Annotated in this window: 21 protein-coding genes; 16 read left to right on the forward strand and 5 right to left on the reverse strand. The window is 70.1% G+C overall.

The window, feature by feature from the left end; translation table 11 throughout:
• The first annotated feature begins 9 nt into the window (after nt 1-9).
• The gene (locus HPO96_RS35665) at nt 10-858 is read left to right on the forward strand and encodes a putative RNA methyltransferase (RefSeq protein WP_171678891.1); all 849 of its coding nucleotides are present in this window, start codon (nt 10-12) and stop codon (nt 856-858) included.
• Nucleotides 859-883: 25 nt separating this feature from the next.
• Here HPO96_RS35665 and HPO96_RS35670 read toward each other — a convergent pair whose 3' ends face one another.
• Complete coding sequence (locus tag HPO96_RS35670) at nt 884-1,552, reverse strand: FMN-dependent NADH-azoreductase (protein ID WP_171678892.1); 669 nt, start codon at nt 1,550-1,552, stop codon at nt 884-886.
• A gap of 125 nt (nt 1,553-1,677) precedes the next feature.
• Between HPO96_RS35670 and HPO96_RS35675 the strand changes: the two genes are divergently transcribed.
• A complete protein-coding gene (locus tag HPO96_RS35675) occupies nt 1,678-2,229 on the forward strand; it encodes a MarR family winged helix-turn-helix transcriptional regulator (RefSeq protein ID WP_337796942.1) in 552 nt (183 codons plus the stop codon).
• Here HPO96_RS35675 and HPO96_RS35680 read toward each other — a convergent pair whose 3' ends face one another.
• Nucleotides 2,230-2,886 carry a response regulator transcription factor gene (locus HPO96_RS35680; RefSeq protein ID WP_171678893.1) on the reverse strand — a complete coding sequence of 219 codons (657 nt, stop codon included), beginning with the start codon at nt 2,884-2,886 and terminating at the stop codon, nt 2,230-2,232.
• Nucleotides 2,883-4,157: a sensor histidine kinase gene (locus tag HPO96_RS35685; protein ID WP_337796943.1), complete on the reverse strand. Its 1,275-nt coding sequence runs from the start codon at nt 4,155-4,157 to the stop codon at nt 2,883-2,885. The genes HPO96_RS35680 and HPO96_RS35685 overlap by 4 nt, the downstream gene beginning before the upstream one ends.
• 354 nt (nt 4,158-4,511) lie before the next feature.
• Here HPO96_RS35685 and HPO96_RS35690 point away from each other — a divergent pair, with 354 nt between their 5' ends.
• From HPO96_RS35690 to HPO96_RS35750, 13 genes are all read left to right on the forward strand, one after another.
• Complete coding sequence (locus HPO96_RS35690) at nt 4,512-5,525, forward strand: ABC transporter substrate-binding protein (RefSeq protein ID WP_171678894.1); 1,014 nt, start codon at nt 4,512-4,514, stop codon at nt 5,523-5,525.
• A gap of 7 nt (nt 5,526-5,532) precedes the next feature.
• A complete protein-coding gene (locus tag HPO96_RS35695) occupies nt 5,533-6,336 on the forward strand; it encodes an ABC transporter ATP-binding protein (RefSeq protein ID WP_171678895.1) in 804 nt (267 codons plus the stop codon).
• Nucleotides 6,333-7,115 (forward strand): ABC transporter permease subunit, encoded by a 783-nt coding sequence (locus tag HPO96_RS35700; protein WP_171678896.1) that lies wholly within the window; start codon nt 6,333-6,335, stop codon nt 7,113-7,115. The genes HPO96_RS35695 and HPO96_RS35700 overlap by 4 nt, the downstream gene beginning before the upstream one ends.
• Nucleotides 7,112-8,200 (forward strand): Ldh family oxidoreductase, encoded by a 1,089-nt coding sequence (locus HPO96_RS35705; RefSeq protein WP_171678897.1) that lies wholly within the window; start codon nt 7,112-7,114, stop codon nt 8,198-8,200. The genes HPO96_RS35700 and HPO96_RS35705 overlap by 4 nt, the downstream gene beginning before the upstream one ends.
• Nucleotides 8,200-8,595: a RidA family protein gene (locus HPO96_RS35710; protein ID WP_171678898.1), complete on the forward strand. Its 396-nt coding sequence runs from the start codon at nt 8,200-8,202 to the stop codon at nt 8,593-8,595. The genes HPO96_RS35705 and HPO96_RS35710 overlap by 1 nt, the downstream gene beginning before the upstream one ends.
• Before the next feature lie 41 nt (nt 8,596-8,636).
• On the forward strand, nt 8,637-9,473 hold the full coding sequence (locus HPO96_RS35715; protein WP_171678899.1) for a fumarylacetoacetate hydrolase family protein: 837 nt from the start codon (nt 8,637-8,639) through the stop codon (nt 9,471-9,473).
• Complete coding sequence (locus HPO96_RS35720; RefSeq protein WP_171678900.1) at nt 9,470-10,189, forward strand: GntR family transcriptional regulator; 720 nt, start codon at nt 9,470-9,472, stop codon at nt 10,187-10,189. Before HPO96_RS35715 ends, HPO96_RS35720 begins: the two co-directional genes overlap by 4 nt.
• A complete protein-coding gene (locus HPO96_RS35725) occupies nt 10,186-10,905 on the forward strand; it encodes an SDR family NAD(P)-dependent oxidoreductase (RefSeq protein ID WP_171678901.1) in 720 nt (239 codons plus the stop codon). Before HPO96_RS35720 ends, HPO96_RS35725 begins: the two co-directional genes overlap by 4 nt.
• The gene (locus HPO96_RS35730; protein WP_171678902.1) at nt 10,902-12,473 is read left to right on the forward strand and encodes an FAD-dependent monooxygenase; all 1,572 of its coding nucleotides are present in this window, start codon (nt 10,902-10,904) and stop codon (nt 12,471-12,473) included. Before HPO96_RS35725 ends, HPO96_RS35730 begins: the two co-directional genes overlap by 4 nt.
• Nucleotides 12,470-12,862 (forward strand): cupin domain-containing protein, encoded by a 393-nt coding sequence (locus tag HPO96_RS35735; RefSeq protein WP_171678903.1) that lies wholly within the window; start codon nt 12,470-12,472, stop codon nt 12,860-12,862. Before HPO96_RS35730 ends, HPO96_RS35735 begins: the two co-directional genes overlap by 4 nt.
• Nucleotide 12,863: 1 nt before the next feature.
• A complete protein-coding gene (locus HPO96_RS35740; protein WP_171678904.1) occupies nt 12,864-13,763 on the forward strand; it encodes an amidohydrolase family protein in 900 nt (299 codons plus the stop codon).
• Nucleotides 13,764-13,826: 63 nt separating this feature from the next.
• The gene (locus HPO96_RS35745; RefSeq protein WP_171678905.1) at nt 13,827-14,774 is read left to right on the forward strand and encodes a quinone oxidoreductase family protein; all 948 of its coding nucleotides are present in this window, start codon (nt 13,827-13,829) and stop codon (nt 14,772-14,774) included.
• 107 nt (nt 14,775-14,881) lie between these two features.
• Nucleotides 14,882-15,571, forward strand: coding sequence for a GntR family transcriptional regulator (locus HPO96_RS35750; protein ID WP_171678906.1), 690 nt, complete (start codon nt 14,882-14,884; stop codon nt 15,569-15,571).
• A gap of 21 nt (nt 15,572-15,592) precedes the next feature.
• Here the strand turns inward: HPO96_RS35750 and HPO96_RS35755 are convergent, their stop codons facing one another.
• Both HPO96_RS35755 and HPO96_RS35760 read right to left on the reverse strand, forming a co-directional pair.
• The gene (locus HPO96_RS35755; protein ID WP_171678907.1) at nt 15,593-16,057 is read right to left on the reverse strand and encodes a PPOX class F420-dependent oxidoreductase; all 465 of its coding nucleotides are present in this window, start codon (nt 16,055-16,057) and stop codon (nt 15,593-15,595) included.
• 20 nt (nt 16,058-16,077) lie between these two features.
• Nucleotides 16,078-16,440: a hypothetical protein gene (locus HPO96_RS35760; RefSeq protein ID WP_171678908.1), complete on the reverse strand. Its 363-nt coding sequence runs from the start codon at nt 16,438-16,440 to the stop codon at nt 16,078-16,080.
• Nucleotides 16,441-16,516: 76 nt separating this feature from the next.
• Here HPO96_RS35760 and HPO96_RS39385 point away from each other — a divergent pair, with 76 nt between their 5' ends.
• Nucleotides 16,517-17,356 (forward strand): hypothetical protein, encoded by an 840-nt coding sequence (locus tag HPO96_RS39385; RefSeq protein ID WP_272954786.1) that lies wholly within the window; start codon nt 16,517-16,519, stop codon nt 17,354-17,356.
• Nucleotides 17,357-17,358 lie beyond the last annotated feature (2 nt).

Consider the following 17,358-nt stretch of genomic DNA (forward strand, 5'->3'; position numbering starts at 1 on the left):
AATAGGGCGGTGGATCCCGACCTGGTCGCCGTACTGCGCTGTCCCGTCTGCGCGGAGCCGCTCGCGCTGACCGGCCGGACGGCGCGCTGCGCCCAGGCGCACGCGTACGACCTGGCCAAACAGGGGTACCTCAACCTGTTGCCCTCGGCATCGAAAGGGATCGAGGGCGACACCGCCGCCCAGATCGGCGCCCGGACGGTCTTCCTCGGCGGCGGCCACTACGCCCCGATCCGGGACGCGCTGATCCTGCAGAGCGCGAGCAGCCTCCGGCCGGACGGCGATAAACTGGTCGTCGAGGTCGGCGCCGGCACGGGCTACTATCTGGCCGGCGTCGTAGGCCCTGGCAGCAGCCGCCGCGGCTTGGCCCTCGACGTCTCCCGGTACGCCGCTCGTCGCGCGGCCAAGGTGAACTCGCGGATCGGCTCGGTCGTCTGCGACGCCTGGCAGCAACTACCGGTCCTGGACGGCGCGGCCGGCCTGGTGCTGAACGTGTTCGCACCCCGCAACGCCGCCGAAATGGCCCGGATCCTGAGCCCGGACGGCGTCCTGCTGGTGGTCACCCCGAATCAGGCCCATCTGGCCGAGCTGGTCGGCGTCCTCGGCATGGTGTCGGTCGACGAGGAGAAGGAGCGCCGCCTCCAGGAAGCGCTCGCCGGGACCTTCACCGAAACCGGACGCACGGTGATCGAAGAGCCGATGCGGCTCGATCACACCGCGGTGGAGCAGTTGGTGCTGATGACGCCGAGCGCTCGGCACATCGCACCCGGCGAGCTGGCCAATCGCATCGCCGTCCTCCCGGACCCGATGCTCGCGACCCTCTCGGTCACGCTCACCACCTGGCGACGCAACGCCGGCTAGCACGGCATCGCGTCGACGGCGGTGGTCAGGCGGCCTTGCCGACCAGCTCCTTCGCGACCACGATCGCGTGCTCCTCGGCGGCGGTCAGCGCCTCGGTCTCGGAGACCTTGGACAGGTCGATCAGCTCTTCCATCCCCGGGGTGACCGGGGCCAGGGTGAGCTCGGCGGCCGCGATCCGGACCTGCATCCCGAAGACGTCGCCGAAGATCCGCTCCAGGTAGCCGGTCGCGTGGTCCCAGCCGTGTTTCGGCGTCCCGGGCTGGTAGCCGCCGCCGCGGGCCAGTGTGAGGATGACCGGGCGGCCCTCCAGCGGGTTCGGCCCGCGCAGGTACGCCGGGTCGAGCAGCAGCAGGTCGATCCACGCCTTCACGTGCTGGGCGATGCCGTAGTTGTAGAGCGGGACCGCGAGCAGGACGGCGTCGGCGTTCTTCAGCTCCTCGCTCAGCTCGGTGGCCAGCGCGCGGGACTCGGTCAGCAGGTCGCGCTCGGCGGCGGTGGCCGGCTCCTCGCCGACCTGGGCCTTGGCCAGGGCGGGCCAGGCGGTCGCGGGCAGCGGGTCGCGGCCGAGGTCGCGGCGGACCACCACGCCGTTCGGGTGCTCGGCCCGCCAGGCCGCTTCGGCGCTGTCCGCGAGGGCGCGGCTCACCGATCCGTGCAGCCGGATGCTGGCGTCGACACGCAGCAAGGTCGTCATGTTCGTACTCTCCTCGAAGGGCTTAAGTGGCAGCTCAGATGAACTTCCATCAAGATAGTCTGTAAAACAGAACATATTCAAGTCAGATCGTATTCCGCGTGGTGTAGACCACGTAGACTGGTCGGGTGACCAGTACTTCGCCCGATGTCGAGGCTCAGCGGACCCGCGGTATGTCGCCGCGGGTGGCCAGCGGCGCCCCGGTCGAGTCCGACCTGGGGTGGGCGCTCGGCGTCGTCTTCCGGCGGTATGCGAAGGCCTCGGGGGAGGCGCTCGCCGATGTGCCCGGCGGCCCGCGCGGCTATCAGGTGCTCGCGACGACGAATGCCGAGGGCCCGAAACGCCAGCTCGATCTGGCCGCTCAGCTCGGCGTCGACCGGACCGTCATGACCTACCTGCTCGACGACCTGGAGAAGGCGGGATTGGTCCAGCGGCAGCCCGATCCGGCCGACCGGCGGGCGCGGCTGATCGTGCCGACGCCGCAAGGCCGCGAGACGCTCTGCGATCTGGAGCGCCGGTTGTCCGCCACCGAGGACGAAGTGCTCGGCAGCCTGGACGACGCCGAGCGGGAGAGCTTCCGCCGGTTACTGCAGCGCGTCGCGCTCAAGGCCGACGCGGTCGACCCGCTGCACAACGCCTGTGTGCTGGCCGACGAGCGTGTCGACCCCGCGACCACCTGATCAGTGCAGCGGCACGAAACCTGATTCGTAGGCCTTGATGACGGCCTGGGTGCGATCGCGGGCGCCGAGTTTGGCGAGCACGTTCGCGACATGGGTCTTGACCGTCTGCAGACCGAGAACGAGCTCGGCCGCGATCTCGGCGTTCGACAGGCCGCGCGCCATCAGCCGCAGCACCTCCTGCTCGCGTTCGGTCAGCTGGTAGGCGTCGAGCCCGCCGGGCTGGGCCGGCTGGGCGCCGGCGTGCGCCAGTGCGAGCGCCCGGATCGCCTCCGGGAACAGCAGCGACTCGCTCCCGGCGACTGTGCGGATCGCGGCAATGATGTCGTCCGGCGGCGTCCGCTTCAGCAGGAAGCCGGAGGCGCCCGCCCGGAGCGCGTCGTACACGTAGTCGTCGTTCTCGAAGGTGGTCACGACGAGCACGCGCGGCGCCGGGTCCAGGCTGTCGAGCAGCAGGCGGGTCGCCTGGATGCCGTCGACCGCGGGCATCCGCACGTCCATCAGGACGACGTCCGCCCCGGTCCGCCGGACCACCGGCAGCACCTCGGCGCCGTCGCTCGCCTCGCCGACGACCTCGAGATCCGGCTCGGCGTTGATGATCGCGCGTAGACCACTGCGGATCAGCGGCTCGTCGTCGACCACGACCACGGACAGCGTCATGTCACTCCCTCGTTCTTCGTCGTCATGGCGACCGGCAGCGTCACGGCAAGCTGCCAGCCGGCGTCGGTGCGGCCGACTGCGACCGTGCCCCGCAGTACGGCGACTCTTTCCCGGATGCCGGCCAGGCCGCGGCCGCCGCCGGGGTGCTCCGACGCCCCGCTGACGGGGTTGGTCACGGTCAGTCGGAGACCGGAGTGGTCCAGCCGGATTGCGAGGCCGACGCTGAGCTCGTCGTGGGCGCGACCCGAGTGCCGGATCGCGTTCGTGAGCCCCTCCTGGAGGATCCGATAGGCCTCCCGGGAGACGGCCGCGGGCAGCAGCTCCAGCTCGCCGGACCGCTCGACGGTGATCGTGATGCCGCCCGCGCGGCTGGCCTCGACGAGCCGGTCCAGCTCCTCGAGGGTGGCCTGCGGCGCGGTCCCCGAGCCTGGACGGCGGTCGTCGCGGAGCAGCCCGAGGACATGGTCCAGGTCGGCGAGCGCGGCCCGGGCCGAGGTCTCGATCGCGCCGAGCGCGGTCTCGGCGAACTCCGGGTCGCTGGCCAGCACCCGGCGCGCCGCGGCGGCCTGGATCGTCACCAGGCTGAGCGCGTGGCCGACGCTGTCGTGCAGTTCGCGGGCCAATCGGTTGCGCTCGGCAAGGGTCGCCGTCCGGCGTTCGAGTAGTTCGAGGCGCTCGCTGGGGGAGGGGCCGAGGATGCGCGGCGCCAGGTGGGCGAGCAGCGCGCCGACGCCGGCCGAGATCAAGAACAGCGCCGCGAGCGCGGCCAGCACGCCGAGCGGCATCCAGGCGTCTTTCCAGCTGCCGGTGACGTCGTACTCGACTCCGGGGACGATCTCGTGCCGGCCGGTCGCGCGGAACGGGGCCGCGAGCAACACCGGCCCGGCGCCGAAGACGACCGTGCTGAGGACGCCGACCAGACCGCCCGCGACCAGGTGCAGGGCGAACCAGAACGCCGTCCGGCGGCGCTGCGCCCAGCTCCGCGCCGGGCCCAGCGGCCGCTCCTCGAACACGACGCCGAGCAGCGACGAGACCGCGATGCCCTCGACCTCGCGGACCGCCGGCAGCAGGCCGAGGACGAGCGGCGGGCCGGCCATCAGCAGCACCACGGCCGCCGTGCGCAGGGCGGCCGGCAGCTGCAGCTCGGTGGCGAGCGAGCTGAGCGCGCCGCCCACCATCAGGAACGCCAGCACCAGCGCCGCGCCGATCAGCAGATAGACCCAGCGCAGGTACGTCGACGCCCGGCCCAGGGACGCGAAGGCGTTCAGCACCCCCTCATGGTGTCAAACCCCAGGGGTCCGGACCTCCCTCGCCGGAGGGAACCCTGCCCGGGAAGGTGCTCGGCGTCACAAGAAGTTGAGGGTTTACGCAAATTTGACCAGCGCCGCCGCGATCCGGCCCTCGGTGGCGTCGCGATCCGTCGTCCGGGCGGGTACGGTCTGTGGTCGGGGCGGGAGGCCGGTCCGGTACGGGCAGGTCTAGGGGAACGGCTCCAGGACGGGTGGCACCGGCAGGACCTGTGGGAAACGCGCAGTGCGGGTAAAGTCACTGTGAAGTCCCCGCCTGCCGATTGACCACCCTTCCATATTTGATGTTTGATCAAATATCGGATGAGAGAGGTCGATATGAGGTTGAGGCGTTCCGCCGTCGCGCTGACGGCGGTCCTGGGGCTCGCCCTGGTCAGCGCGTGTGGCAGCGGGGACGACAAGAGCTCCGGCTCGGACTTGCAGAAGGTCAACTACCTGACCTCCTTCGGCCAGTTCGGTCGCGAGGCCTACGCGTACGTCGCGCTGGAGAAGGGCTACTTCAAGGACGCCGGGTTCGACGTCACGATCACGAAGGGCAACGGCACCGTCGAGGTGATGAAGCAGGTGGCCGGCGGGCAGGCCGACTACGGCATCGGCGACTTCACCGCGATCGCGATCACCCTGGGCAAGCAGAAGCTGCCGGTGACCACGGTCGGGATGATCCAGCAGCGGTCGATGGCGGCGATCGTGTCCTTGCAGGGCTACGGCATCACCAAACCCGAGGACCTGATGGACAAGAGTGTCGGCGACCAGCCGGGCTCCACCAACCAGGTGATGTTCCCGGTCTACGCCAAGGCCGTCGGCATCGACGAGAAGAAGGTCACCTTCATCCCGTCGCCGCCGCAGAACCTGCCGGCCGTGCTGTCGACCAAGAAGGTGGACGCGATCGGCCAGTTCGTGGTCGGCGTGCCGCTGGTCGAGAAGGCCGACGGGCAGGGCCGCAAGGCGGTCGTGCTGCCGTACGGCGAGAAGCTGCCGCAGCTCTACGGCAACGCGATCCTGACCCGGTCCGATGTCGCCAAGGACCACCCGGACCAGGTGAAGAAGTTCACCACCGCGCTGCTCAAGGGCCTGCAGGACACCATCGCCGACCCGGCCGCCGCGGCGGAGACGCTGAAGAAGTACGTGCCGACGACGGATGTCGCCGTCGCCACCAAGGAGCTCGAGCTGATGAAGCCGTACGTGCAGCCGACCTCCGGCGACACGATCGGCGCCGTCGACGAGGAGCGCGTGCAGAAGGTCCTCGACACCCTTGCCGAGGCCGACACGCTCACTCCGGGCACGCTCAAGCCGGCCGACGTCGTCACTGTCGGCCTGGCGCCGAAGAGCTAGGGAACAGATGATCCGGCTGGACGGCGTAGGGCAGGTCTTCGACGGACGCGAGGGCCGCATCACGGCCCTGGAGAAGATCGACCTACACGTCCACGCCGGTGAGTTCGTCACGCTGATCGGCCGGTCCGGGTGTGGCAAGTCCACCCTGCTCCGGCTGATCGCGGGGCTGCTGCCGCCGACGTCCGGCACGGTCGAGGTGGCGGGCGAGCCCGTCACCGGGCCGCGCGCCGACGTCTCGTTCATGTTCCAGCGCCCGGCCCTGCTGCCGTGGCGCTCGGTGCTGTCGAACGTGTTGCTGCCGGTCGAGCTCGATCGGCAGGCGCGCGACCGGACGACGTACCGGGATCTCGCGCACACCCTGCTCGAGATGGTCGGGCTGCAGGGGTTCGAACGCCGGCTGCCGCATGAGCTGTCCGGCGGGATGCAGCAGCGGGTGTCGTTGTGCCGCTCGCTGATCCGCAGCCCGCAGGTGATGCTGATGGACGAGCCGTTCTCCGCGCTCGACGCGCTCACCCGGACGGAGCTGTCCGAGGAGCTGCAGCGGATCAAGATGGAGCTGTCGACCACGATCGTCTTCGTCACGCACTCGATCGAGGAGGCCGTCGTGCTGGCCGACCGGGCCGTCGTCCTGACGCCGCGGCCGGGCCGGATGCGCGAGATCGTCGAGATCGACATCCCGCGGCCGCGCACCCTCGGCCCGAACGCGCACCTCGAGGATGTCGCCCGGATCAGCGGCCGTCTGCACGGCCTGCTCGCCGAGAAGACCGCGCCGGACGACGTGCGGCCGACCGACAAGGTGCGGTCGCGGTGACGGCGAAGCGGTCCTGGGTCGCGCATTCGCCGGTGGCCGCGGTCGTGCTGCCGGTGATCGGTCTGATCGGGGCGATCGCCCTGTGGTGGCTGGCCGTGATCGCGTTCTCGATCCCGGAGTACCTGCTGCCGACCCCGAAGGACGTCACGCTGACCTTCTTCGAGCAGCCGGCCTACCTGCTGGAACAGCTGTGGGTGTCGTTCCTGGAGACGGTCGAGGGGTTCTTGCTGTCGATCGTGGTCGGCGTCCCGATCGCGCTGCTGATCGTGCGGTCGGTGCTGCTGGAGCGGCTGGTCTACCCGTTGCTGCTGATGCTGAACTCGATCCCGAAGATCGCGGTCGCGCCGCTGCTGGTGATCTGGTTCGGCTTCGGCCAGGGCCCCAAGGTGCTGATGGTGCTGCTGGTCTGCTTCTTCCCCGTGGTCATCTCGACCGCGCAGGGGATGAAGTCGACGCCGGCCGAGCTGGTCGAGCTGATGCGTTCGCTGAACGCGAGCCGGACGCAGGAGTTCTTCAAGCTGCGGCTGCGATTCGCGCTGCCGCAGATCTTCACCGGGCTGAAGGTCGCGATCTCGCTGGCCGTGATCGGCTCGGTGATCGCCGAGTTCGTCGGCGCCACCGAGGGGCTGGGGTACGTGATCACCCAGTCCGGCGCGAGCGCCGACACCTCGCTGGCCTTCGCCGGCATCACGCTGCTCAGCCTGATGAGCATCGTCTTGTTCTACGGCCTGGTCTGGCTCGAGCACCTGCTGGTGCCGTGGGCCGAGGAGAACCGGTGACCGCCCAGGCGTCGGACGCCGATCGGCGCGTCCTGGTCCGGCCGGCCTGGCTGGAGGCGACCGTCTCGGCCGTCTTCAGCGCCGTCGGCTTCGATCCGGACGACGCCGCCCGGATCGCGGTCGCACTCGTCGAGGCGGACCTGCGCGGCGTCAGCTCGCACGGCATCATGCTCGTGCCGATGTACGTCGACCGGCTGAACGCCGGCGGCGTGACGCGCGAGCGCGAGCTGGATGTGATCTCGGACGCCGGGGCTGCGCTGGTCGTCGACGCCCGCGGCGGGATGGGCCAGCTGACCAGCCCGCAGGCGATGGGACATGCGATCGAGCGCGCCGGCCGGTACGGCATCGGGCTCGTCTCGGTCCGCAACGCGCATCACTTCGGCGCGGCCAGCCGTTGGGCCATGCAAGCCGCGCTAGCCGGGTGTATCGGTATCGCAATGTCCAACACGACGCCGCTGATGCCCGCGCCCGGCGGCGCGGAGCGGCTGGTCGGCAACAACCCGCTGGCGATCGCGGTGCCGACCACGGCGGGTGCGGAGATCGTGCTCGACATGGCGTTGTCGGCCGTTGCCCTGGGCAAGATCCGGCTCGCGGCCTCGGCCGGGCGGCCGATCCCGGACACCTGGGCCACCGACTCGTCCGGCACCCCGACCACGGACGCGGAGGAGGCCGTGCTCGGCATGCTGCTGCCGGCCGCCGGGCACAAGGGGTTCGGGCTGGCGCTGATGATCGATGTCCTCACCGGCGTCCTGAGCGGCGGCGGCTGGGGCGACCAGGTCCGGCCGCTGTACCGGGAGCCGGACCGGCCGAACGACTGCGCGCACCTGTTCCTCGCGATCGACCCGGAGCTGCTCGGCGGCGCGGAGAGCTTCCGCCGCCGGTCCTCCGGCCTGGCGGCGCGCGTCCGCGGCAGCGCGACCGCTCCGGGGGTCGACCGGCTCTACCTGCCGGGAGAGATCGAGGCCGAACGCGCGGCCCAGCAACGACGCAACGGCGTCCTGATCGAGAGGTCGGGCCTGGATGGGCTGCTGGCCGCGGCACGCGCGGTCGGCGCCGTCATCCCGGCCGGAGGGGTGTTGAACTGATGCCGAAGACGCAGGTGTCGACGACCGAGCTGCACAGCCCGAACGGCGTGTTCTCCCAGGCGACCACGATCGAGGCGACCGGGCGGCTGGTGTTCGTCTCCGGGATGACCGCCCGCCGTCCGGACGGGAGTATCGCGGGCGTCGGCGACATCACCGAGCAGACCAGGCAGGTCTGTGCGAACGTCGCGGCCGCGGTCGAGGCCGCGGGCGGCACGCTCGCGGATGTCTGCCGGGTCGACGTGTACGTCCGCAACATGGAGGACTTCGCGAAGATCCACGCGGTCCGGGCGCAGTTCTTCGCGCCGCCGCTACCTGCCTCGACGATGGTCGAGGTGAGCAAACTCGCGCATCCCGACTACCTGATCGAGATCAACGCGATCGCCGTGATCGCCTGACCTGGGGGTGTTGCTCATGCGTGGCGTCGAATGGACCTGAGATGCGGTACGTGATGGTGGAGCACGCCGGCCGGGAGCGGCCCGGCGTGCTCGACGGCGACGCGATCCAGTTGCTGGCGGCAACGGATCTGACCGAGGCGATCGTGGCCGGGACATCGCTGACCGGCGAGCGGATCCCTTATGACGAAGGGCTGCTGCGGGCGCCGCTGCGGCGGTTCCGGCGGGACATCCTCTGCACCGGGTGGAACTACTGGGACCATTTCGAGGAGAGCAAGGGCAAACGCGAGGGGCAGGACGTCGACCCGCCCGAACACCCGACGTTCTTCACCAAGGGTCCGGATGTGGTGATCGGCCCGTACGACGACATCACGTTCGATCCGGCGCTCTCGGCGAAGTGGGACTACGAGGCGGAGGTGGCGCTGGTGATCGGCCGGACCGGGAAGAACATCCCGGTCGCCGAGGCGCTGGACCACGTCTGGGGTTACCTGCTGGCCAACGACGTCTCGCAGCGCGATCTGCAGCGGGCGCACGGCGGGCAGTGGCTGAAGGGTAAGAGCATCGACGACACCATGCCGTTGGGGCCGTGGATCGTCACGGCCGACGAGCTGGGCGACCCGCAGGACGTCCGGCTGCAGTGCCTGGTGAACGGCGAGCTCCGGCAGGACGCGTCCACGCGGCAGATGGCGTTCGACGTCGCGACGCTGATCAGCGAGCTGTCGTTCGGGATGACACTGCGCCCGGGGGACCTGCTGCTGACCGGCACGCCGTCCGGGATCGGCAACGCACGGGAGCCGCAGGTGTTCCTGCAGGACGGCGACGTGGTCGTCACGCGCTCCGACAAACTCGGCGAACTGCGTAATCGGGTGACGAAGGTATGAGTGGACCATTGGAACTGTTGCCGGGTGGCGGGCGTGGTGGGCGGCGGACGCTGGCTGAGCATGCGGCTGCTGAGCTGCATCAGCTGATCCTGTCCGGTGAGCTGCCGAGCGGTACGCCGCTGCGGCTCGTGGAGCTGGCGAATCGGCTTGAGATGAGCCAGATGCCGGTCCGGGAGGGGCTGCGCCGGCTGGAGGCGCTCGGGCTGGTCGAGATCATTCCGCATCGCGGTGCGTGGGTGCGCGACCTGTCGCTGGCTGATCTGCGCGATACCCATGAGACTCGGCTGGCGCTGGAGTCGCTGGCGGTTCGGGCGGCCGCGGAGCGGTTCACCGATGCCGACGTCGAGAAGGCTGCGGGGGCGCTGGCCGACCACCTGCGGTTGTCGAAGGCGCAGGACCTGGCCGGTGCGCGGGACGCGCATGCCGACTTCCACTTCGCGATCTACCGGGCCAGCGGCTCGCAGTGGTTGCCCAGGGCCATCGAACCGGTCTGGCAGAACAGCGAGCGCTATCGGTTCGGCAGCCGCCAGACCGACGCGATGATCGAGCAGAACCGCAAGGAGCATCAGGCGATCCTCGACGCGTGCGCTGCGCGGGATGCGGCCGGTGCGGAGTCCGCACTGCATGAGCATCTGACCGGTGCGTTCCAGCGGATCACCGAAACCATGACGCGGCGGGCCGAAGGCGGTTCCGCACAGCAGAAAGACGCGCCGTGAGAGTGCGCTTCGACGCGACCGGTGAGGTCGTGATCATCACCGGTGGCGCTCAGGGCATCGGTGCGGCACTGGCTGCGGCGTACGTCGCTTGTGGTGGTACGGCGGTGGTCTTCGACGTCGTCGCGCCGTCCGACCCGGCTGTCGACTTCTATCCGGTGGACGTGGCGGACCGGGCGGCTGTGGTGGCAGCTGTTGCCGCAGTGGTCGAGAAGTACGGTCGGATCGATGGGCTGGTCGCCGGCGCGGCGGTCCAGCCGCGGTCTGCGGTGGTGGAGCTCGACCCGGCGGTTTGGAGTCGCACGCTGCAGGTGAACCTGGACGGCGTGATGTGGGTCTGTCAGGCCGTCGTCCCGCAGTTGGTGGCGCAGCGGTCCGGGTCGGTGGTGGTGTTCACGTCGGGGCTGGCGACGACGGGCTTCGCGGGCGCTTCGGCGTACGCGGCGAGCAAGGCGGCCCTGGTCGCCTTCGGGAAGTCGCTGGCGGCCGAGGTGGCCGAGCATCGGGTGCGGGTGAACGTGGTCGCGCCGGGGGTTATCGACACCGAGCAGTTCCGTAGTGCGAACGCCGGTGCGGACGCCGAGTACTGGCGCGAGACGATAGGGATCGGCGCGGCGGACGACGTGGTCGGCCCGCTGTTGTTCCTGCTGTCCGACGCGGCCACGATGACCGGTTCGATGCTGACCCGGGAGCGGGCCTTCCCGAAAGGTGACCTGTGACTGCTGACCAGCTCCCTGTTGTCGTCGTGGGCGCCGGGCCGATCGGCCTCACCACGGCGCTCGGTCTCGCGCACTACGGCGTCCCGTTCGTCCTGATCGAGGAGGACGCGACGCTGTCGTCGGACACCAAGGCCGGTACGACGCTGAGTCGCACCCTGGAGATCTGGAACCGGTACGGCGTCGTCGACGAGATCCTCGCGGCGGCGGTCCGGATCGACGAGATCGGGGACATCGACCGGGCCACCAACACGCCGCGGGCGTCGGTGCGGCTGGCCGAGCTGACCAACGACACGCAGTTCCCGTTCGTCATCAACCTGCCGCAGCAGCGGATGGAGCCGATCCTGGCCGCCGGTCTGGAGCGTGCCGGGCACACCGTCCGGACGAACCATCGGCTGACGTCGTTCGAGGTGCTCGATGATCGGGTAGTACTGCAGCTGGAGACGCCGGAGGGGCCGCAGACGTTGGAGGCGTCTCAGCTGCTCGCCTGCGACGGCGGCCGGAGCAGAGTGCGGGATGCGCTCGGTGTTCAGGTGGTTGGGGAGACGCTGCCCGAGCGGTACATGCTGATCGACGTTGCCGTCGATCTGGATGTCAACAACGCCCGCGACTACCCGTACCTGGCCTACTTCGCGGACCGGACCGAGTGGATGGTGCTGATCCGCCAGCCGGACAACTGGCGGTTCCTGTTCCCGCTGGCGCCGGGTGCCGACCAGCCGGGCGACGAAGACCTGCTGGTGAAGGTGAAACAGTTCATCGGCGAGGTGGACCGGATCGACCTGCTGGGCACGGTGATCTACAACGTGCATCACCGGGTCGCCGACGAGTGGACTCGGGATCGCAAGGTCTTTCTGATGGGTGATGCGGCCCATCTGATCACTCCGATGTGGGCGTTGGGTCTGAACACCGGCGCGCTGGACGCCTCCAACCTGCCGTGGCGGCTGGCCTGGGTGCTTCGCGGCTGGGCCGATCCCGCGCTGCTGGACGGTTACGAGCAGGAGCAGCGGCCAGTGGCTGTCAACGGCTCGGGTGAGATGGCCGAAGCGGCCCGCAAGTACATGTCCCACCAGCGTGGCGCGGTCACCGCGGACACGAGTGACTGGGCGACGGCGTACACGCGGACGCTGCTCGGCGTGCGGTTGGATGTTGAAGGTATGGGGGACTGGTCTATGGTGGCCACGACCGCTGAGCCGCCCGCGGTGCGGGCAGGCGACCGTGCTCCGGACCTGTCGCTGCAGGGGCCGGAGGGGCGCGTCACGATCCACGACCTCTGTCGGGAGTCGTTCGTCGCGCTGTACTTCACGGATGTGCGTCGCCGGCCGGACATCCCGCGGAACGAGTCACCCGCCCTGCAGCACTACGCGATCTCCCGGTGGGACGCGCCGCACGACTCCGGGCTGCGGGACCGGGCCCTGTTCGACCCGGGCAGCGTTGCGACGAACCGGTACGGCGTACCGGCGGACAGTGTCGTACTGCTGCGGCCGGACGGGCATGTGGCTGCGGTGGTGCCGATGCGGCCCGGAGTCGCCGAAGAGCTCTACACCCATGTCACTGGCCGGGAGGTCCCATGAGCGGTTTCGATGAGCCGCTGCGGGAGCTGTTGCTGCAGACGGACGATCTGGAGTGGGTCGAGAAGTCCTTGGCCGGGCTGTCGCACAAGATGTTGTGGCGCGACCCGGAGACCGAGGCGTCGATCGCGCTGGTGCGGTTCGAGAAGGGCGCCGGCATCCCTAGTGAGCACAAGCACGCCTCGAACCAGTTCATGTTCTGTCTGAGTGGGCGGTACGTGTACGTGCCGACCGGGGTCACGCTGACCAAGGGCAGCTTCTACTGGAACCCGAAGGGCTGCGTGCACGGGCCGACGCTCGCCGAGGAGGACTCCGTGCTGCTGGAGGTGTACGACGGGCCGCACTACCCGGAGCGACCGTCGTTCTACGACAACGACGAAGACGCGCGCTGACATGCCCGGCTGGGACGTCCACACCCACCTGATACCGCCGACCGTGCTGACGGCGGCGCATCGAGGTGAGTTCGGCCTGTCGGTCGACAGCGGCTCGCTGGTGATCGACGGCCACCGGCTGCCGCTCAAGCGGCTGGCCGACCCGGCTGCACTGCTGCAGTGGATCGCCGGCCAGGGGCTGGATGGCGCGGTAGTTTCCGTACCGCCGGCGCTGTTCAGGTACGACGCCGGTCTCGAGTGGGCCGAGCTGGTCAACCAAGGGCTTCGCGAGCTGGCGACTCCGCAGCTGCGCGTGTTGGGGCAGCTGCCGCTGCATGACCCGGCGGCGCCGGAGGTCGCGGCCGCACTCGCGCGGGAGGGCGTTTTCAGCGGTTTCGCGCTCGGCACGACGGACTACTCGGGTCTGGATCCGGTCTGGCAGGTCCTGCACGAGCTGGCGGCGTTCACGCTCATTCATCCCGGACACAGTGACGACAAGCGGCTCGGCTCGTTCTACTTGTCGAACCTCTTGGGCAACCCGTACGAGACCGGCCTGGCCGCGGCCGCGCTGGTCTTCGCGGATGTGCCGGGGCGGTTCCCGGGGATTCGGTTCTGTTTGTGTCATGGGGGCGGGGTGACAGCAGCGGTGGCTGGGCGCTGGCAGCGCGGTGTGGACACATCCCGGCCGGGGGTCGCTCCGCTGTCGCAGTCCGTGCCTGCGGCGTTGCGGAGCTTCTACGTCGACGATCTCGTGCACGACGACGGCGTCCGTGAGCTGCTCGACAAGACGTTCGGCGCGGAGCATGTGCTGGCCGGGAGCGATTGGCCGTTCCCGATGGGCAGTGACGCGGTGGCCGCCGAGCGCGCGCTCGCGGCCGGGGAGCTGACCGTGCCGCTGGCCAAGGAGGTCACCGCGGGGTGAGACGGCGGCGCCTGTCGGAGCAAGATGTGATCAGATATCAAATGTGGGGAACGGGGTAGGGACATGAGGTCACAGGAGGGCACCGTGCTGCGACGGCACGGACCTGGGCCGGAGCTGGCGGCCGAGGCGATCGAGCTGACCGCCGGCCCGGGGGAGACGCTGGTCGAGATGCGGCTGGGCGCGGTCACCGCGCAGGACCGGACGGTGCTGGGCGGCAAGCAGCCCGCCGCGCCGTTCGTCCCGGGCTCCGAGGGGTACGGCGTAGTGGTCAGCTCCTCCGTGGCCGAAGCCGGTGCCGGTGTGGTGATTCGTGGTGAAGGCGTCGGTGTGACACGGGCCGGGTTGTGGGGCCGGTACGCCGTCGTCCCGGATGCCGCTGTGCACGTCGTACCGGCGTCGATGGAGCCGGCGACCGCGTTGGCGTTGCTGACACCCGCGTTGACCGCGCATGCCGCCGTCCGGCGGGTTGGTGAGGTGCGGGACGGGCAGACGGTCGTGGTGACCGGCATCACTGGGCTGGTTGCCCGGCTGTGCGCAATCGCGGCGCGGGCGGCCGGTGCGGCGAAGGTGGTCGGTTTGGCCGGGGTTTCGGAGTCCGTGGACCACGTGGCTGGGCTGGTCGACCAGATTGTCCGTGTGGATGAGCTGGGGCAGGTGGGGCGTGAGCTGCCGTGGTGCGACGTTGCGATCGATACGCTGGGTGGGCCGGTGACCAGTGGGGTGCTCGGACACATCACACCGGGCGGGCGGCTCGCCGTACTGGGCTACAAAGCCGGTGAGTTCACCACGCTGGACCTGCATCAGCTGATCGGCCGCGACCTGCGAGTGCTACCGGTCAACCTGCAGCGGACGACGCTGGCGCCTGGCGACGTCGGTCAGGCTTTGGCTGATATCGCACCGGCCGGGCTGCGGCCGGAGGTCGAGCTGCTACCGGCCGGGCGGGTGCACGAGGTGCTGGCGCAATCGGCCTCCAGTACACGGTTCCTGCTCGATCTGACAGCCCTCGACTGAACTTTCCGCTGAGCAATCTGTTGGCGAAGGCCCGCAACCGGCCCGGCCTGCCGTACGGTTACCTCCCAAGCAGTAACTGATGCGTGGAGAGAGGCAGCCCGCACCTGATGACCCGACGACTCGAGCTGACTCCTGGGGGACCGACCGGACGTCGTACTCTCGCGGAGGAGGCCGCCGCCGAGCTGCACGAGCTCATCCTGTCCGGTGAGCTGCCCAGCGGGACGGCGCTGCGGCTCGAGGAGCTCGCCAAACGACTCGACATGAGCCAGATGCCGATCCGCGAGGGCCTGCGGCGAATGGCCGCGCTCGGCCTGGTCGAGATCGTGCCGCACAAGGGCGCGTGGGTGCGCGAGCTGTCCGTGGAGGACCTGCGCGACACCCACCAGACGCGGCTGGCGCTGGAGTCGCTGGCTGTGCGCGCCGCGGCCACGCGGTTCACCGAGGCCGACGCGAACGCCGCCCGGACGGCGCTGGCCGAGCATGTCCGGCTGTCCAAGCTGGGCGACAACATCGCCTCCCGGCAGGCGCACACCGAGTTCCACTTCGCGATCTACCGTGCCGGCGGCTCCCGCTGGCTGCCGCGCGCGATCGAGCCCGTCTGGCAGAACAGCGAGCGCTACCGGTTCGGCTCGCGCCGGACGAAGGCCCGCATCGAGCAGACCCGCCGCGAGCACCAGGCCATCCTCGACGCCTGCGTCGCCCACGACGAGGCCGGCGCCGAGCTGGCCCTGCGCGACCACCTCGAGGGCGCCATGAAGCGCATCACCGAGACGATGGAACGCCGTACCGCCCGCTGACGATTTCGGGCAGCGAGCTGGTCAGTCCGCCAGGTGGGCCGGGAAACCGCCGGTGGCCAGCGGGCTCCAGCGGGTCGGCGTGATGCGGATCAGGCACTTGCCCTGCTTGCGCATGGCCTCGCGGTACTCGTCCCAGTCCGGGTGCTCACCGGAGATGGACCGGTAGTAGTCGACGAGCGGCTCGACGGCCTCCGGCAACTGGATGACCTCACCCTGGCCGTCGACCTGGACCCAGGCGCCGTCCCACTGGTCGGACAGCACGACCACGCTGGTCTGCGGGTTGCGCTCGACGTTCGTACTCTTCGCCCGCTCCGGGTACGACGAGATGACGATGCGCCCCTCCGCGTCGACCCCACCCGAAACCGGCGACGCCTGCGGCGTCCCGTCCGCCCGTGTGGTGATCAGCAACATGTGGTGTCGCGGCCGGATGAACTCCAGCAGTCCTTCGAGGTCGACCTTGGTGTTGGTGGCAATAGTCCTCGGCATGCCACCACCCTATGTGTGCCTCAGAGGACCGGAGTCTCCTGGACACTCAGCCACTGCCCGTCCGCGCTCAGCACGGCGGTCGTCCAGCGCGCCGACTCCGGTGAGTGCCGCTCCAGGAACCTGCACACCGTCGCCTCCGGTGCGGTGGCCAGCACCTCGAACTGCTCGATCCCGATCTTCAGGCCGGGCACCGCGTTGTGCGCGCCGCTCAGCGAGCGCATCAGCTCGTCGAGGCCCAGCTTGACCCCATCGATCGTGATCAACGTGAACTCCGGATGGTGCGCGGCGTAGAAGGCCTGCAGCGCCTCCTGCTCCGCTCGTCCACCCAGCCAGTCGGCCAGCCGCTCGTGGTGCAACACAACGGCGTCGTACGCGGTGCTCATGGTCTGGACCTTAGCCGTTCGGGGGGTTGTGGACGGCCGGATTGACACAGTCGAACAGGTGTTCGAACATGGGGTCATGACGGGGATCACGGCGCTGGACGAGGCTCGGGCCTTCCTGGCCCGGGCGAAGTCGCAGGGTGCCGCTGGGGAAGCGCCGGCGCAGCCGGGCAGCCGGGAGCCTGAGGGCCGGGCGGAGGGCAGCCGGACGCTGCTGGGTGTTCGGGAGCTGTCAGCGGGCTGGGCGGGGGGCTCTGCGGCGCGGTGGGCCAGCCCGCGGGCGACCGAGGCGCGCCTGCAGCAGGCGCTCGACACGGCAGCCGTCGAGCGCGACCTGCCGACTTCGCCGCTGGTGACCGGCCTGCTCGGCGGCGCCGCGCTGCGCGCCGGAGCGGTCTACTCCGTCCGTGGCTCGACCGCCCTGGTGATGGCCCTGATGGCCGGCCCGTCTGCCGAAGGCGCCTGGTGCGGCGTCGTCGGCGTCCCGACCTTCGGCGCCGAGGCGGCGCGCGGCCTCGGCGTGGACCTCGACCGCCTGGTCCTGGTCCCCGACCCGGGCCCCGAATGGCTCAGCGTCGTCGCTGCCCTCGTCGACGCCCTCACCGTCGTCGTGGTCCGCCCACCCGGCGAAGTGACCCCCGGCGAAGCCGCCCGCCTCGCCGCCCGCCTCCGCACCCGCGGCGCCGTCCTCATCTCCACCACCCCCTGGCCCGGCAGCGAAGCCCGCCTCGAGCTCGAATCCAGCGCCTGGACCGGCCTGGGCACCGGCGAAGGCCTCCTCACCACCCGCCAAGCCACCATCCGCGTAACCACCCGCCGCACCACCACCCCCCAACACCACCAAATCCCCCTCACCCCCCACCACAACCCAGCCCCCCACCCCCCAACCCCCACCTGGCAAACCAAAGCAGTCAGCTGACA

Source organism: Kribbella sandramycini (assembly GCF_013131805.1).
Lineage (GTDB): Bacteria > Actinomycetota > Actinomycetes > Propionibacteriales > Kribbellaceae > Kribbella > Kribbella sandramycini.

Excerpts from the sequence above, each read along its gene's own strand:
- HPO96_RS35670 (WP_171678892.1), bottom strand. The coding sequence starts at position 1,552 with ATGACGACCTTGCTGCGTGTCGACGCCAGCATCCGGCTGCACGGATCG.
- HPO96_RS35680 (WP_171678893.1), bottom strand. The coding sequence starts at position 2,886 with ATGACGCTGTCCGTGGTCGTGGTCGACGACGAGCCGCTGATCCGCAGT.
- HPO96_RS35690 (WP_171678894.1), top strand. The coding sequence starts at position 4,512 with ATGAGGTTGAGGCGTTCCGCCGTCGCGCTGACGGCGGTCCTGGGGCTC.
- HPO96_RS35695 (WP_171678895.1), top strand. The coding sequence starts at position 5,533 with ATGATCCGGCTGGACGGCGTAGGGCAGGTCTTCGACGGACGCGAGGGC.
- HPO96_RS35710 (WP_171678898.1), top strand. The coding sequence starts at position 8,200 with ATGCCGAAGACGCAGGTGTCGACGACCGAGCTGCACAGCCCGAACGGC.
- HPO96_RS35715 (WP_171678899.1), top strand. The coding sequence starts at position 8,637 with ATGCGGTACGTGATGGTGGAGCACGCCGGCCGGGAGCGGCCCGGCGTG.
- HPO96_RS35720 (WP_171678900.1), top strand. The coding sequence starts at position 9,470 with ATGAGTGGACCATTGGAACTGTTGCCGGGTGGCGGGCGTGGTGGGCGG.
- HPO96_RS35735 (WP_171678903.1), top strand. The coding sequence starts at position 12,470 with ATGAGCGGTTTCGATGAGCCGCTGCGGGAGCTGTTGCTGCAGACGGAC.
- HPO96_RS35740 (WP_171678904.1), top strand. The coding sequence starts at position 12,864 with ATGCCCGGCTGGGACGTCCACACCCACCTGATACCGCCGACCGTGCTG.
- HPO96_RS35745 (WP_171678905.1), top strand. The coding sequence starts at position 13,827 with ATGAGGTCACAGGAGGGCACCGTGCTGCGACGGCACGGACCTGGGCCG.
- HPO96_RS35750 (WP_171678906.1), top strand. The coding sequence starts at position 14,882 with ATGACCCGACGACTCGAGCTGACTCCTGGGGGACCGACCGGACGTCGT.
- HPO96_RS35755 (WP_171678907.1), bottom strand. The coding sequence starts at position 16,057 with ATGCCGAGGACTATTGCCACCAACACCAAGGTCGACCTCGAAGGACTG.
- HPO96_RS35760 (WP_171678908.1), bottom strand. The coding sequence starts at position 16,440 with ATGAGCACCGCGTACGACGCCGTTGTGTTGCACCACGAGCGGCTGGCC.
- HPO96_RS39385 (WP_272954786.1), top strand. The coding sequence starts at position 16,517 with ATGACGGGGATCACGGCGCTGGACGAGGCTCGGGCCTTCCTGGCCCGG.